The 16641-nt window shown below is 61.3% G+C and carries 10 protein-coding genes; 3 read left to right on the top strand and 7 right to left on the bottom strand.

Features of this window, described 5'->3' with window-relative positions:
- Positions 1-272 precede the first annotated feature (272 nt).
- A complete protein-coding gene (locus BBI10_RS16970; protein ID WP_432213754.1) occupies positions 273-536 on the top strand; it encodes a DUF1652 domain-containing protein in 264 nt (87 codons plus the stop codon).
- Between the two features lie 18 nt (positions 537-554).
- Here BBI10_RS16970 and BBI10_RS16965 read toward each other — a convergent pair whose 3' ends face one another.
- Positions 555-2996, bottom strand: coding sequence for a UvrD-helicase domain-containing protein (locus BBI10_RS16965; protein WP_432213756.1), 2442 nt, complete (start codon positions 2994-2996; stop codon positions 555-557).
- 372 nt (positions 2997-3368) lie between these two features.
- Here BBI10_RS16965 and BBI10_RS16960 point away from each other — a divergent pair, with 372 nt between their 5' ends.
- Entirely contained in the window at positions 3369-4064 is a 696-nt protein-coding gene (locus BBI10_RS16960; RefSeq protein ID WP_065990336.1) for a pirin family protein, read from the top strand.
- A 755-nt stretch (positions 4065-4819) separates the two neighbouring features.
- Here the strand turns inward: BBI10_RS16960 and pgm are convergent.
- The 5 genes from pgm to BBI10_RS16935 all read right to left on the bottom strand — a co-directional run bounded on the left by pgm (position 4820) and on the right by BBI10_RS16935 (position 14152).
- Positions 4820-6463 (bottom strand): phosphoglucomutase (alpha-D-glucose-1,6-bisphosphate-dependent), encoded by a 1644-nt coding sequence (gene pgm / locus BBI10_RS16955; RefSeq protein ID WP_065990334.1) that lies wholly within the window; start codon positions 6461-6463, stop codon positions 4820-4822.
- Between the two features lie 174 nt (positions 6464-6637).
- Positions 6638-8908, bottom strand: a complete 2271-nt coding sequence (locus BBI10_RS16950) for an ATP-dependent DNA helicase (protein ID WP_065990331.1) — start codon at positions 8906-8908, stop codon at positions 6638-6640.
- Between the two features lie 690 nt (positions 8909-9598).
- A complete protein-coding gene (locus BBI10_RS16945; protein ID WP_065990329.1) occupies positions 9599-10996 on the bottom strand; it encodes an aminotransferase class I/II-fold pyridoxal phosphate-dependent enzyme in 1398 nt (465 codons plus the stop codon).
- A gap of 102 nt (positions 10997-11098) precedes the next feature.
- Positions 11099-12601 (bottom strand): hypothetical protein, encoded by a 1503-nt coding sequence (locus BBI10_RS16940; RefSeq protein ID WP_065990327.1) that lies wholly within the window; start codon positions 12599-12601, stop codon positions 11099-11101.
- A gap of 528 nt (positions 12602-13129) precedes the next feature.
- Positions 13130-14152, bottom strand: coding sequence for a zinc-dependent alcohol dehydrogenase family protein (locus BBI10_RS16935; protein ID WP_065990325.1), 1023 nt, complete (start codon positions 14150-14152; stop codon positions 13130-13132).
- 474 nt (positions 14153-14626) lie between these two features.
- Between BBI10_RS16935 and BBI10_RS16930 the strand changes: the two genes are divergently transcribed.
- A complete protein-coding gene (locus BBI10_RS16930; RefSeq protein WP_065990323.1) occupies positions 14627-15541 on the top strand; it encodes a LysR family transcriptional regulator in 915 nt (304 codons plus the stop codon).
- A 149-nt stretch (positions 15542-15690) separates the two neighbouring features.
- Here BBI10_RS16930 and BBI10_RS16925 read toward each other — a convergent pair whose 3' ends face one another.
- Complete coding sequence (locus tag BBI10_RS16925) at positions 15691-16599, bottom strand: LysR family transcriptional regulator (protein WP_065990322.1); 909 nt, start codon at positions 16597-16599, stop codon at positions 15691-15693.
- Positions 16600-16641: the final 42 nt, after the last annotated feature.

Genomic DNA, 16641 nt, shown 5'->3' with positions numbered 1-16641 from the left:
GAGCTTTTAGATAGCTATAACGATTCAGCCTTTGTTTAAACATGCGCCTGGATATAAGCGTCACATGACAAAGATCAACTAAAGATGAAATTCCCCATCGGCCGGGATTTATTTACCGACACGGTCTAAACGCGGTGCTACCTTTACCTGACCCTTGGTCTGGGTGCCGGGCTTGGCCAAGCGACGTGTCGATCGCTACCGAAGCCTGGACAGACCTGCCGTTTTCCTACCCTGCGGAGCTTGTGAAGTGCTCGATTGAACGAGGTGGGTCCATGAACAAAGTCACGTTCCCGAACGCCTGCCAGCTGATGCGCTGGCATTTTCATCCGGTGGGCTTCGAAGCCAACATGGATGCACCCGGCAGTATGGTGGCCCGCCTGTTCGACAGGGCCAGCGGCGAGACGGTGATCGCCATCGCCGCCATCCCCTGCGCCACCGTGATGAATGCGACGGATGTCGAGCGCATCATCGAGGCCATCGAACTGGAGATCGAAACCTTCATTCCGAGACGCTCGGTGTACCTCAATCGGGCCTGAAGGCCTCGGCGTCATGCTCTATTCGACTGAAGTGCCGAGTGACGTGCTCAACGACGTGCTGAGTGAAGCAGCGCCTCGGCGATCATCGAAAAACGGCTTGTCCCCTGCAACCCTCGCCGACGCGCGCGGGATGTTTGCATCGTCGTTACCTGCGGCGTCGATAAACCAGTAGCAGTGACGAACCGCGCGGGTGATGGCGACATAGGCCAGACGCAACACTTCATCTTTCTGCGCGTTGTCGAACGCTTCCAGATCCCCTTCCCGGCCCAGACCCGCCAGCTGATAGACCTGATTCTTGTACGGCGACTGCGTCAGATGCTGACAATCGCCGAGCAGAAACACGGCGTCGGCCTGCAGGCCCTTGGCGCTGTGGTAGGTCAGTTGCTTGAGGCGACGTTCCTGGGGCGGCAACCGGTAATCGGCATCGGCGAGGGCCTGCAAGGCTTCCGGCAAGCGGCTGCGTTCACTGCCTTTGCGGTACAGCAGCAGCACCGAGTCGCCGGCATTGTAATGTTCCGTCAGGCTGGCGAGCAGCCGGTCATCGTCGCGGTCCAGTACGGTCACCGGCAGCAGCGCCTGCTCGGCGCCGCTGGCGCGGGCCTTCTTGCCGCTGATGGCCGGTGCGGCGCGTACGATGTGTTCGGCGGCGTCGATGATGTGCTGGTGGCTGCGAAAGTTGTCGCTGAGCATGACCTTGGTGGTCGCCGGCGAGGAAAACTCCTTGGCAAACTCCATGAAGAATTTCGGCGAACTGCCGCGCCAGCCGTAGATCGATTGCCAGTCATCGCCCACGCACAGCAGCGATGAACGCTGGGCGCCACGCCCGACATGCAGCGCCGGGCCACGACTGCGGATCTCGCGCAGGCTGGCGCGGATCCACGAGACGATCTGCGGCGAGACGTCCTGGAACTCATCGATCATCAAATGCGACAGCGGTCGCAGCCCCGCGTCGCTGACCAGCTTGAGGTTTTCGGGCGAGTTTTCACCGAACAGCGAGAACATCCGGTTGTAGGTCATTACCGGCGGCGATTGATCCAGCAGGTGATTCTCGAAGGCCTTCCAGAACAGGCTGAGCGCCTCGAAGAAAAACCGGTCGGGGTCCTGATCCGAGAAGCTCATCTGCGCCACGGCGTCCGGCACGTCCAGCCCGAGGTTCTCGATGAAGCTGGCAGCGGCGACAAAACAGTCCAGCAGCGGCGCCGCGCTCAGCTCGCCTTTGACCTTGTAATCGAAGCCCGGCCCCGCCACGGCCGCGCCGGACAACGACTGCATCATGCCCCGCGAGGCCTGGTAGTTTTCCAGCCAGATGACCGGCTTGCGGCAAAACGCCTGAAACAGCGTGCGCTTGATCACCCACTCGGCCCACACCGGCAGCTTGGCGTCCGGGCGGCGCAGGTGCTGATCTTCGCTGGGGTCGAAGCCAAGGACGATCCAGGCATCCAGCTCGGCGGCATACCCGTGGACGTGGAAGGTCAGGCCGCTGACTTCGACGGTCTGGCGCATCGGCTCGACGCCCTGGATCGGCCAGGCGCCAGCGCGAATCCACAGGTCTTCAATGACGTCGCACAGTTCCTCGTCGCGCTTGGACGACAGGCCCATCACGGTGATGCGCTTCTGCACGTCCGGGTGATCGCGGTCCAGCTCCTTGAGTTGCAGGGACTGCCGGTACAGGGGCGCCATGACGTCACGAAAGCGTGAATTGGCGGCGTACAGATCGCGGTAACACAGGTTCAACTGCTGGCGCTGGGCGTCATTAATACGCAGGTCGAATGGGTTGCTGTCGGCGCTGTCGTCGAAGAGCTGGCCGGACTGGCTGCTGAGGTTCTCGAAGGCCTGCAACTGCTCGAAACCCGGCAGGCTGCGCACCAGCGGCAGGATGCGCGAATGGAACGTGCGCACCACCTCGCGGGCCTGACGCAGGGTCAGGTCATGGCCCCACAGCGCCATGATCTCGATGAGTTTGTGGATGAAATCCTTGCGCGACTCGCGGGTGAAGGTGACCACGGTCATGGCGTCCAGCTCGAAGCCCAGGTAGTGATTGAGCAGCAGCACGCGCAACACCAGCGAGGTCGATTTGCCTGCCCCGGCACCGGCAATCACGTAGGTCGACGGCGTGTCGCTGAAAATCATCTTCCACTGGGCGGCGGTCGGTTGCGCGTGAGCGGGCAGCTTCTCGGCGACGTCAGCCTTGATGCGCTTTTTCAACTCGTTGGTCAGTGGCAGGCGCCAGTCGTCGAACAGGTGATCGTCAACCCGCGGACCGCGGTGCTCAAGGGGCCGGGTGTCGCGAATCACCAGCACCTGCCGGCCTTCTTCGATGCCATCCAGATGCCCCTCGGCGTAACCCTCGTTCATGCCCTCGGCATGGCCGTTGAGGTAGCCATCGGCGTGGCCCTGGTGCCACGACGGCACGTGCTGCGCCTGCATGCGCGACAGACCGCCGCCCATCATGCGGGCCATGAGCCGTTTGAAGAACGGCAGGCGTTCGGGGGTGTTGAGGTCAGGCGGCAGTGAGTTGGGCTCGTTGGGTAGCTCGGCGGAAAAATCGTGCGGCACGCGGGCTCCGGGTATCGGGTTATCGACAGGGCGCCTATGGTCGCCCCATTCGTCTTTCAGAACCAGTGAAATGCTTTGCCGTCAGGGAGTTAGCCGATAAAGGGCAACGGGTTTATAGCGTGCAAGAACGGCTAAATATCTAATTAACCGATTGCATTCATGCAGGGCTTACGCTTTTTATCGATAATTAGCTGATAGATCATGTCCCCATCGACTGACAAGTCATCACCAGCGGCGCCCTGCCACAGGCCCGGCCCTGCTACGGAGGAAGTGATCATGCTGCAACTTCGACCTTTCAAATCCCTTGGCGGCGCCGACCACGGCTGGCTGAACGCCCATCACCATTTTTCGTTCGCCAGTTACTACGACGAGAGCCGCATGAACTGGGGCCAGCTGCGGGTGTGGAACGATGATGTGATCGAAGCCGGGACGGGCTTCCCGCGTCACCCGCACCGAGACATGGAGATCATCACGTATGTGCGTGAGGGCGCCATTACTCACGAGGACAGCCTGGGCAACCGTGGCCGTACCGAGGCGGGTGATGTGCAGGTGATGAGTGCTGGCACGGGTGTGGCGCACAGTGAATACAATCTGGAGTCGAAGGAGACGCGGATTTTCCAGATCTGGATCATGCCGGACGAGGTCGGTGCTCCGCCGTCCTGGGGCGCCAAGCCATTCCCGAAAGGCGATCGCGAAGGTTTTGTAACGCTGGCGAGCGGCAAGGCGGATGATGATATCGAGCTGCGGATTCGGGCCAATGCCCGGTTGGTGGCGGCGAATTTGAAGGCCGGGGAGTCGGCTGAGTATGTGCTGGATGCTGGCCGCCGGGCGTATCTGGTGCCTGCGACGGGTATTATTGAGGTCAATGGTCTCCGTGCCGAAGCGCGAGATGGTGTGGCGGTTGAGGATGAGCGTGTGTTGCGGGTGACGGCCCTCGAAGACAGCGAAATCGTCCTCGTGGATGTGGCTTGAAAAGCGGTAGATCAAGATCAAGGTCTTTAAGATCAAGGGCGTCTGCCTAGGGGCAGACGTTTCGCCTTCGGCGAGTTACTTGGAAAAGCACCCCAAGTAACCAAGGGTGCTTGCTCCTGGTTGGGCCCCTCGTTCCTCGGGGTTCCTTCACTCCGGTCTCGCTCCGTGGGCACGCGCCGAACGGACATCCCTGTCCTGACGGCGCTCTCGCCGCATCCATGCGGCTCGACCCACTCCGCGAAACCTGCGTTCAGCCTGCACCCAAGTCGCGATTGGTGTCGTCTGGGCGTTATGTGTTTGAAGATCAGGATCAAAAGCAGATCAACAGCTTCCCGGCTGAAGCCGGTCCTACAGGACACCGCGTGTATTCAGTGGGACCGGCTTTAGCCGGGAATGGACGCGGAGCGTCCCGAGATCCATGCCAACGCGGAGCGTGGGCACGATCAACAAAGCAACGCGTGCAATCGATGGAATTGGCGCGGACTGTAGGACCGGCTTTAGCCGGGAAGCCGTTGATCTGCTCTAGATCTTGATTTTGATCTTCTTCCGCGATGGCTCAAACACCACAAATCGCGACTTGGGTGCAGGCCGAACGCAGACGGCGCGCAGTGGGCCGAGCGGCATGGATGCCGCGAGAGCGCCGCTAGGACATGGATGTCCGTTCGGCGCGGGCCCACGGAGCGTCGTCGAGGTTTAACCGGGGACAGATTTATTTACGGTGGAGCGCTGTAAATAAATCAGTCCCCTACACACTTTCAAGGCGCTATCGCGCCGTCGACCAGCACTTGCGCCTCAGCCACCAGACGCTTGAGGTGATCCTCGCCCTTGAAGCTCTCGGCATAGATCTTGTAAATATCCTCAGTCCCCGACGGCCGCGCAGCAAACCAGCCATTCTCGGTAATGACCTTCAGGCCACCGATCGCCTGATCATTGCCCGGCGCCTTGCTCAGGATGCTTTCGATCTTCTCCCCCGCCAGCTCCGTCGATGTCACCTGCTCCGGCGACAGCTTGCTCAACAGCGCCTTCTGCTCGAAGTTCGCCTTCGCCTCAAAGCGGGTCGAGACCGGCTCGCCCAACTCATCGGTCAACGCCTTGTACATCTCGCTCGGATCGCGCCCTTTGCGCGCGCGGATTTCCGCGGCCAGCAATGCCGGAATCAAACCATCCTTGTCCGTCGTCCAGACCGTCCCGTCGCGGCGCAGGAACGACGCACCGGCGCTTTCTTCACCGCCAAAGCCCAGCGAACCCTCGTACAAACCTTCGGCGAAGAACTTGAAGCCCACCGGCACTTCATACAGGCGGCGGCCCAGACGCTGGGTCACGCGATCAATCATCCCGCTGCTGACCACGGTCTTGCCGACGGCCGCGTCTGCGCGCCAATCGGGACGGTTCTGGAACAGGTAATCGATGGACACCGCCAGGTAATTGTTCGGCGCCAGCAAGCCACCGGTTGGCGTCACGATGCCGTGGCGGTCATGGTCCGGGTCGCAGGCGAAAGCCACCTGGAAGCGATCTTTCAGGCCGATCAGGCTCTGCATGGCGAAATTGGACGACGGGTCCATGCGGATCTTGCCGTCCCAGTCCACGCTCATGAAGCGGAAGGTCGGATCAACGAATTTGTTCACCACGTCCAGATTCAGGCCGTAATGCTCACCGATCGCCGACCAGTAACGCACGCCCGCGCCACCCAGGGGATCAACGCCCAAGTGCAGGTTGGCGCCACGAATGGCGTCCATGTCGATGACGTTTTTCAGGTCAGCCACGTAGGTGTTGATGTAGTCGTGGCGATGGGTGGTGTCGGCGCGCAGGGCTTTTTCGTGGGTGATGCGCTGGACGTTGACGATGCGCTCGGCCAGCAATTCGTTGGCTTTGTTCTCGATCCACTTGGTGATGTGCGAGTCAGCCGGGCCGCCGTTGGTGGGGTTGTACTTGAAGCCGCCGCTTTCCGGCGGGTTGTGCGAAGGGGTGATGACGATGCCGTCGGCCAGACCGGTCGTGCGCCCGCGGTTGTAGCAGATGATGGCGTGGGAAATCGCCGGCGTCGGGGTGTATTCGTCGCCCTCGGAAATCATCACGTTGACGCCGTTGGCCGCCAGCACTTCCAACGCCGAAGCGGCCGCCGGGGTCGACAGGGCATGGGTGTCGGCGCCGAGGAACAGCGGGCCGTCGATGCCGTTGGCCTGGCGGTACAGGCAGATCGCCTGACTGATGGCCAGCACGTGCCACTCGTTGAAGCTCAATTCGAAAGAGCTGCCGCGGTGCCCGGAGGTACCGAAGGCAACACGCTGGGTCGCCACCGACGCATCGGGCTGGCCGGTGTAATAGGCCGTCACCAGACGGGGAAGATCGACCAGCAATTCTGCAGGCGCCAATTTGCCCGCGAATGGACTGATACTCATGCGAAACCTCCGTGGATGAAAAATAGGGAAATGACAAAAAGAAAAGGTCCCGACGAGGCGGGAAACAACCTTAACCGCCGCCTGAAACGCCATTAGCGCGGCAGTTTACTGGCAGTTGGACCGTGGCGCTCGGCTATTGATCCGTAACGTCCTGAGACAATTAACAGAGGCTGATCAGAGTTGCCACCACGCCGGCAACAGCTGCTGAATCTTGCGCTCGGCGAAGCGATCGTCGATCAGCACCACCACGCCGCGATCGTCCAGACCCCGAATCACCCGGCCGGCGGCCTGTACCACTTTCTGCATGCCGGGGTAGAGATAGGTGTAGTCGTAACCGGCGCCAAACAACAGACTCATTCGCTGCTTGAGTTGCTCGTTGACCGGGTTGATCTGCGCCAGGCCCAAGGTGGCAATGAACGCGCCGATCAACCGCGCGCCCGGCAGGTCGATGCCCTCGCCGAACGCGCCGCCCAGCACCGCAAAACCGATGCCCTGACTGGCCGGCGTAAAGCGCTCGAGAAACGCCTGCCGTTCCGCCTCGGCCATACCCCGGGACTGTTTCCACACCGGCACATCAGGGTGGCTGCGTTCCATCAGCTCGGCGACTTGCTGGAGGTAATCGAAGCTGCTGAAAAACGCCAGATAATTGCCGGGCCGCGCCTCGAACTGCCGCGCCATCAGCTCGACGATGGGCGCCAGCGAGGCCTGCCGATGGGTGTAGCGGGTGGAAATGCGGCTGACGATTTCCACGTCCAGCTGCGAGCGCTGAAACGGCGACTCGACGTCGACCCACGCCGTGGTGTCGGGCAGGCCCAGCAAGTCACGGTAGAAATGCCGTGGATTGAGGGTCGCGGAGAACAGCACCGCACTGATCGCAGCGGTCAGGCGCGGACGCACGAAACCGGCCGGCACAACGTTGCGCAGGCACAGGCGCGACAGCGACTTGCTGCCCAGCTCACGCTTGCTGATGTCGAACAGGAAGTGTTCGTCAAACAGCTCGGCAATACGACCGAACTGGATCGCCTCGAAATAGAAGCTCTGCAGCTCGCCGTTGGCCGCGTGGGGGTGCTCATTGAAGTAGTCGCCGAACGCTGTGATGCACAGATTGAGGCTGTTCAGAAACTTGGCGGGCGTGGCGGCGTAGGCCTGATACGGCGCGACTTGCTCCTTGTGCAGGGCGTTCCAGTCACGATTGAGCCGCTGCAGGGCTTTTTTCACCGGCTCCGGCGCGCTCTGCCGCACCTGATTCATGCTGTGCTGATCCAGGGTCGCGCTGTACATCGACCGCGTCCGCTCGACCATGTTGTGGGCCTCGTCCACCAGCACCGCGACCCGCCACTGATTGAACTGACTGAGCCCGAACAGCATGCCGCTGAGGTCGAAATAGTAGTTGTAGTCGGCGATCACCACGTCCGACCAGCGCGCCAGCTCCTGGCTCAGGTAATACGGGCAAACCTGATGGCCCAGCGCAACCTCACGCACGCCTGCCTGATCGAGCCACGGCTTGATCATCGCCTCGCTCCGCGCCGCCGGCAGTCGGTCGTAAAAACCTTTGGCGAGAGGGCATGAATCCCCGTTGCACGCCTTGTCCGGGTATTCGCAGGCCTTGTCCCGCGCGACCATTTCCAGCACCCGCAGGTTCAGCTCCGGCGCACTTCGCCCAATCACGCTCAGCGCATCCAGCGCCAGCTTGCGGCCCGGGGTCTTGGCGGTCAGGAAAAACACCTTGTCCAGCTTGCGCGTCGGCGCGGCCTTGAGCATCGGAAACACCGTGCCGATGGTCTTGCCGATGCCGGTGGGCGCCTGGGCCATCAAACAGCGCCCGGTGCTCACCGCCTTGTACACCGACTCGGCCAACGCCCGCTGCCCGGTACGGAAATCTGCGTGGGGAAACTTCAGAGCGCTGAGCCCATGGTCGCGGGCATCGCGGTGGGCCAGCTCCTGCCGCGCCCACTGCAGAAAGATGCCTGCCTGAGCTTCGAAAAATGCCTGCAACTCGGCCGCCGTGAAACGCTGCTGAATGAGGGTTTCCTGCTCACTGATGATGTTGAAGTACACCAGCGCCAGATTGACCTCGGCCAACTGCAGTTGCTGGCAAAGCAGCCAGCCGTACACCTTCGCCTGGGCCCAGTGCAGCTGCCGATGATTCGCGGGCATGCTGCTCAGGTCGCCGCGATAGGTCTTGATCTCCTCAAGCTGGTTCAGCGCAGCGTCGTAACCATCCGCCCTGCCCCGAATCTTCAGCTCATGAAACACCCCGCTCAACGCCACTTCGGTCTGATACTGCGGCCCACGCCGCGCCGCCACCGTCCGATGCCCGGCAATCCCCTCCTGCGCCGTGGGCGACGGCGTAAACCGTAAATCCAGATCCCCCGCCTTCGCCGTAAACTCACACAACTCCCGCACCGCGACCCGATACCCCGATTCCGGATCGACAGCCGCCACCGCCACAGGCTCGACAGAAACTGCGCGGGTATCGGGGCAAATGCTGGAAATGGAAGTCACTGAGAACGCTGGCCGTCGATCGGAACACTGGACGGACGTACAGATAACAGCTCAATGCGGTCGAGGCAAACGGAAATGGATTGGCGGACAGATTTCAGCGCAGAGCGCCAGGGGATACATTCCCACGCAGAGCGTGGGAACGATCAACCAAGCCGGTTTCAGGATCAAAATCGATGCTGTATGAACTGGCCTCTTCCCGGCTAAAGCCAGTCCTACCAAGGCATCGCATGCGTACAGTGGGATTTGCGGTGACCTCGACCGTAGGACCGGCTTCACCCGGGAAGCTCTTGATCTGCGCAGCGCTTTTGATCTTGATCTTCCTACGCAAAACGCCCTAACGACACCAAACGCGACTTTGGTGCAGGCCGAACGTAGACGACGCGCAGTGGGCCGAGCCGCATGGATGCGGCGAGAGCGCCGTCAGGACATGGATGTCCGTTCGGCGCGGGCCCACGGAGCGTCGTCGGAGTGAGGGTATTCCGACGAAGGAGGAACCCAACCGAGAGCAAGCACCCTTGGTTACTTGGGGATGGTGCGACTCTCGACTTTTCCAAGTAACTCGCCGAAGGCGAAACCCGAGGCCGTTAGGCCGACGCCCTTGATCTTGATCTGACAGTCCCTGAAAGGGACCTATCCCATCCGCTCTTGCACCAGCGCATTACGAATAATCACCAGCATCGACTCAATATTCTGATCCCAATCCACCGTCGCGCTGACCCGCACACACTGCTGATGCAACCCCCGCACACTGAACAACTCCCCCGGCGCTACCACGATCCGCTGCTCCAGCAACCGATTGAACACCCGCGCCGTATCCACCCGATGCACACTCTCCAGCCAGATCGACGCCCCACCCAGAGGACGCACAAACGCCACTTCATCCCCCAGATACTGCTCCACCCCGCTCGCCAACTCACCGACCCGCCGCTCAAGACAACCCCGCAACTCACCCATGTGCCGGTCCAACTGTCCCGACGCGTACAACCGCGCAATCGCCTTCTGCCGAACCGGCGGCAAGCGGAACGAACGCAACACCCACTGCTGATGCAACAGCGCCCGCGAATGCCGACTCAACAGATACCCGAACGGCGCCTCGAGTCCGATCATCTTGTCGAACGCCCCCAGCACCAGCAGCCGCTGCGGATCAATCAAATCCCGAAACGGCGAACGGCCCTCCTCGAAACACAAGCCGCCATGGGTATCGTTCTCCAGCACCCACAATCCCTGCAGGTTCAACACCTCCGCCATCCGCGCACGCTGGGCGAAAGGCATCAATTGCCCGCGAACCGGGTCCATCCGCGACGACACAATCGCCATCTTCACGCCTTCCTGCTGGATCAGCGCACCCAGTTCATCGACGTCGATGCCCCCTTGCGCGTCGGTGCAGACTTCAATCACCCGAATCCCGTAGGCCTGCAGTGTGCGCAGAATGCTCCAGCCGCACGGCGACTCCACCAGCACGGCACAATCACGCAGTTGCAACGCTTCAATGACCGTCTTCAGCACCCCGGTCTTGTCCGGCCCGATGAACACGTTGTCCGGGTGCCAGCAATGCTCGGTGGAAGAGGTGTAGTGGCCCGCCAGGGCCGTGCGCAGCTCGACATCGCCGAAGGGCTGAAAACGCGGGTCGGGCTGGCAAGGGTAGTGACGCATGAGGTCGCGCTCAACGCTCAGCAGCGCGCCGTGAAGCGACACCAACAGCGTCGGCTCATCGGCGCCGAAGACGAACATGTCCGGGCGCCGGGCGCTGGCATGGAAACGCGTGAACACGTCATCGCCTTCCAGCGGCATATCGTTACAGGGATTGGGCAGCGCGAAATAGCCGGACTTAGGCACGGAACAGATTCGTCCTTCCTTTTCGAGAAGGCTGTAGGCGTTCTGCACCGTGGAAATCGAAACGCGCAGCCTTCGCGCCAGCAGCCGCAACGAAGGCAGACGTACAGCCGGCCCGGACGACATTTCGTTGGTCAGCCTGAGCAGGTAGCGGTACACCCTCTGGTAGGCAAAGTCGGTCTTGTTGTGATTCATCGAACACCCCATCCATGCGCCAGGCGCAGGGTCATTGAGAAAGAACCCCGTCGACCGCCCGAGGCTCGTCGCATCACTTCGCATCAGTTCACGGAGCAGCCTTCAGCGCCCCGAAATCAGTTCCGTGGTCCGGGCGCCGGTGTGCGGATCGACCGTCGCCACCCGGCGTTTGTCAGGGTCGCTGGCGCGTACCCGGGCGATGATCGAGTGGTCGTCGTTGAAGTCCACGTGGCGCTTGGCGTACAGCGATTGCAGCCCCTTCAGACTGAGGCCGCTGACTTCCACCAGCCAGTGCGGCACCAGGTCCGGGACGATCTCACCGGCGAGGGTTTTGTGCAGATCGCTGAGCCCCACCAACATGCCGGGGTGATAGCGACGCAGGAAATCCTCGAGCCGGGCGCCGGCGTCGACGAAGGGCGAGAACAGCAGGCACACCCATTGCGTCTCGCCCAGGCCAAATGCCTCCTGACCGTAGCCTTCGGCCAGCTGACGGCGGTCGTCGATTTTTTCCGGGCTGTCGTAGGCGGCCAGCGCCTGGGCGATCAATCGAGCGGGCATGCGTTTGCGGCGCATCATGGCACCCGCCAGCTGCAGGTACTCGGCGATGCCCTCGCTGTACGCCCTCCCCTCAATGAATTCGGCCTTTAGCCCGCGCAGGTGGGCCATCAGCAGCGGGTTGGCGCAGTCCGATTCGCTGAAGCTGAACGCCAGGTCATCAAAGCGGAAACCCAGAAAGTCAGTGAGCAGCCCCCAGTGTTCCTCCGTGCGAAAGCCGATGAGGTCCGCGGCAGTCAGCAACGTCGGGGCGATGTTGCGGTGCGGGTATACCGGTGGCCGGCCGTAGCCCGTCCCGTCTGCCGACTCGCCATACAGCTCCTCGTAATAGGCGCGCCCGACCCTGTCGATGACGCTCAATGCTCCGCTAAAACCCAAGGTGTGCCAGGGGTCGACTTTTCGACCGCCATGGCGCGCCAGACGCATGATCCAGGTCGCGTACTGTTTCTGCTCCTTGAGCGAGTCGCCGCTGATTACCGCGTGGACGCCGTCACCCCAACTGGCAGCGCGGACCATGAAATCCGCCATGCCCAGATAACAGCTGTTGCAGAAGGTGGTTCGCGCATCGCCAGCGGTCAGGTGGCCGCCCAGCAGCAGGTCGGAGCGATTCTGTTCACGACCCGCCGTGGAAAAGGGCAAATCGGGCTCGAAGATCTGCACGTACTGATGATCGATCACCAGCAGCTCGACCCTCGGGTCGTCGTGCAGAAACAGCGCCGAATAGCAGCGGTCGATGTTGCCCATTACCGCCGAGGTAATGCCCGCATGGCGCATGTTGGCCACCCGCAGCCTGAACGTTGCCGGCCCGCGTGCGGCGATGGTCAGTTGCGCAGCACGCAACATGGCCACGGTATAGGCGCTGTCTTTGCCGCCGCTAAATGCCACCAACACTTTATAGCCGCCAATCCTGTCAATTCCGCCTGCGGCGACAATCAAACGCTGGATCAACAACTGCAGCGCTGTTCGTTCGTTGCGATTCAAATAACCCGACAGCCGCTGCAGGACTTGCTGATAGACATAGTTCATGGCTTGTTCGTGCATTGAACTCATGGCTTCACTACCCGACTGATCTGCCTGGCGACACTGTTGGCCATAAGAAGCTTGATACTCCTGCAGGAGGCTGGCCCAACCGTTATGGCCGCGGCGGACCGATTACCAGGCAAAGCAGAGGGCGGCAGGTCAATAGGCATCGACTCGTTCCTTGAGCATTTAATTATTGAAACTATTATCGACGCCTACAGAACAATTACAAGCCAGTCACTACCGACACGTGAATGTTCTCCTTTCGGCAAATCCGAATCGGAATTAAACAGGGCTGTTTAAAACTGTGTTTAGTAAAACGGGCAATGTATTGATTCGACTGCATTTAAAATACTTGTCAACGCCACGCATGACGCGCGTTGATCAATATATTAAACACTCCATAAACAAAAAGCCTTCCAGAAGATTCGGGAAGGCTTGAGTGATACAACATGACCCGTGACTGACAGGGCGGATACCTTCAAATCGGTCTCCGACACCTCAATCCCGACGCCGGATCAAAAGCGTCGAGCATTCAATGAGCGCGATGGTCTGCACTCAGGATGGATCGACCTCAACCACCACACGACCGCCTACCGGGCAACCGTCCATCAAACGGTGGGCCTCGACCAGTTGATCGAAGGGAAACACTTTGGTGATCTGCGGCACCAGCATGCCATCCGCTGTCATCTGGTTGATGTCGCGCAACGCCCGCTTGATCGCCTCTTCGTCCTGCTTGATGCCCAACTCCGGCTTGCCGGTGAAGTTGCCCACACAGTGCACGAAGAACTGAATGTTCTTCTGAAACGCTGCACACGCCGGGAACGGCGTCTGGTTGCCGCCTTGCAGGCCATAGAGAATCAGACTGCCACGTGGCGCCAGCACATCACCCAGGATCGACATCTGCGGACCACCCAGACCGTCGAGGACAATGTCCACGCCGCGGTTGTCGGTGTAGCGGTTGATCGTCAGAAGCAAATCCTCTTCTTCGGTGACGATCACCTTGTCCGCGCCCATTTTCAGCAGGTATTCGCGGCACGCGTCGGTCTTGGTCGCCGCGATCACCTTGACGCCGAGCGCCTTGCCCAGCTGCAGGAACGCAGGCCCCGCGCAATGGCTGGCATCGGTGACCAGCGCCGTTTGCCCGGGTTTGGACCGTGCCAGTTCAACGAACGCAAAGTACGCCACCAGCATCGGCGTGTAGTGGACGGCCGCCTGATTGGGCGTCAGCACGTCCGGGTAATGGGTCACGGAAGTGCGCGGCAACAGGATCAGCTCGCCATAGACCGGGTACACATTGACGTCAGCCGAAGGGAAGCTGGCCACCTTGTCGCCCACTTTCAGGTCGGTCACGCCATCGCCGATGGCAGTAATGACGCCCGCCATTTCGGAACCCAGACCGGCCGGCAGGCGAGCCTGGGATGAAGCCAGATTTTGTCGCCACAGCACGTCGTACCAGGTGACGCCGATCGCCTGGACGCGCACTTGCACCTCACCGGGTGCAGGCAACGCGACCGGCAGCTCTTCTACTTTGAGCACCTCGGCCGGACCGAACTGATGAAAACGGATCGTGCGGGACATTTCGAACCTCGCCTTATGAACCTTGATGCCCTGAACTCTATCCGGACGCCGCCGGTAACACTATCAGTGGCTATTAATAGTCAACATGCCTGCTGTCGATTCTGATGGGGCAAGCGGTCGCCGAATCTGTAGCAGCCGTCCAGGGCCTGCAGGGCGCACATTGTTGGGTGCTCACGGCGACATTGCAACCCGGTGGCCCAATATCGATGAATCCCGGGCGCCACGCTGGCTGCATCGACGCAGATTACAAAGGGCCAGTACATATGGATTGGTGTGTTTCTGCCCGTCAAGGTTTCAGCGGCGCCTATCGGCGGCAGCGTACGAAGCGCATTTCCAGACACGCCGGAAAATTCAACGATGCAGACAACCGGTATTTACCCGTAATATCCCTGCCTGAGTTGAACACGTGGTGTGCGTTTGGGCCGCCGCTGCTGTTTTGAACCTGTATCGACCCATGTCCCCGAGACCCCCGTCATGAATCGCAACGACCTGCGTCGCGTCGACCTCAATCTGCTCATCGTTTTCGAAACACTGATGCATGAGCGCAGCGTCACCCGCGCGGCCGAGAAGCTGTTCCTCGGTCAGCCGGCGATCAGTGCGGCGTTGTCGCGGTTGCGCGGGCTGTTCGACGATCCGCTGTTCGTGCGCACCGGCCGCAGCATGGAACCCACCGCGCGGGCCATCGAGATCTTTGGTCTGCTGTCCCCTGCCCTGGACTCCATTTCCACCGCCGTCAGCCGCGCCGCCGACTTCGACCCGGCCACCAGCACCGCCGTGTTCCGCATCGGCCTGTCCGATGAAGTCGAGTTCGCCCTGCTCCCCTCACTGCTCAAGCGCCTGCGCTCGGAGGCCCCGGGCATCGTGCTGGTGGTGCGTCGCACCAACTACATCCTGATGCCCGCACTGCTGTCCTCCGGCGAAATCTCCATCGGCGTCAGCTACACCGACGACCTCCCCGCCAACGCCAAGCGCAAAGTGCTGCGCCGCAGCAAACCCAAACTGCTGCGCGCCGACACCATGCCGGGGCCGATCACCCTGGACGACTTCTGCGCCCGCCCCCACGCACTGGTGTCGTTTGCCGGCGACCTGGGCGGTTTCATCGACGAACACCTGGAAAAAATCGGCCGCAAACGCCACGTCGTGCTGGCGGTTCCGCAGTTCAACGGGCTGGCGACGCTGATTGCCGGGACCGACATTGTAGCGACTGTGCCGGACTACGCCGCCGCCGTGTTGACGGCTGCAGGGGGTGTGCGCTCGGAAGAGTTGCCGATCGAATCGCGTACGTTCGAGCTGCACATGGCCTGGCGCGGGTCGCAGGACAATGATCCGGGGGAGAGATGGTTGCGGTCGCGGATTCAGATGTTTTTTGGGGATCCGGACAGCCTTTGAAATGTATCGATTTCGTCGAGAGCAGCTGAATTGATATGAAGATTAGCAAGCGTCATCAATTTCGCCCAGACGTATTATCGGTTTGGGTTGCAAGCCCGGCCTCGTTAACATTTTCGAGGTCAGGTTAAGGGTTTCGACTGCAGGTCGCATCAGCCAGTCCATCCTCCCAACGGCAACTCAACGCCGCTCCCCGCTTCGCCCCAAAACGCCTCCGCCGCCTGACTCAGTTGCGCCTTCGGCCGGGTCAGGTGAATCTCCAGCGGAATGTCCCAGCTCTCGTCCAACGCTCTAACCAGTCGCCCTTCCAGCACTTCCTGCTCAGTCAGGCTCTTCGGCAGCCACGCCACGCCTTTGCTCTCCAGCGCCATAGACATCAGCACCGCCGCAAGGTGGCTGCTGAACAGGGGTTTGAGGTGAAGGTAATCTTCTTTGCCCCGCAGTCTGTGGGCAACGATGCGTCCCAGCCCGGATTCGTGGGTGTACGCCAGATACGGCAACGCCGCCGGCGCGGTACCGAATCGGGTCGATGTGCTCGCCAAAGGCACCAGCACGTCCTCGCCCACCTTCTTGCTGATGAACTGATCAGGCGCCAGCAGCGGCGGCACGTCGGGGTGGCGATGGCAGAGCATGAACTGCACCTGACCGTGGATCAGCATCTGCTCGCAGACGGCCATGCTGTCGGAGTGCAGCTGCACGGCCTCAATGAGCGCGCCATTTTCCGAGCTTCGCAGCCACTTGGGGAAGAAGGTGAACGACAGGGAATGAGTCGCCGCGAATTTCAGGGACCGCGCTGCCATCCCGGCCACTTCCTGGGCCTCGTTGCGCATCCGGTACAGGTGCCGGGCGGCCTCCTGCGCGCTGGGCAAAATCTGCCGGCCGGCTTCCGTCAGCGTTGCGCCCTGGGGTGTGCGCACGAACAACTCCACCCCCATCCAGTTCTCCAGCGAGCGAACCCTGCGGCTGAAGGCCGGCTGGGTGACGTGCCGTGCTTCAGCGGCACGGACAAAGCTGCCGTACTCCGCCAGCGCTGAAAGGTCTTCGAGCCAGACGAGTTCCAAGGGGCCATGCCTCCTGTGCATAGGGTGCGGCATTAATAGCAT

Source organism: Pseudomonas graminis (genome assembly GCF_001705435.1).
In the GTDB taxonomy this organism is placed as follows: domain Bacteria; phylum Pseudomonadota; class Gammaproteobacteria; order Pseudomonadales; family Pseudomonadaceae; genus Aquipseudomonas; species Aquipseudomonas graminis_B.
The sequence above is the reverse complement of the archived record's forward strand: the minus strand, read 5'-3'. Positions and strand labels throughout refer to the sequence as shown.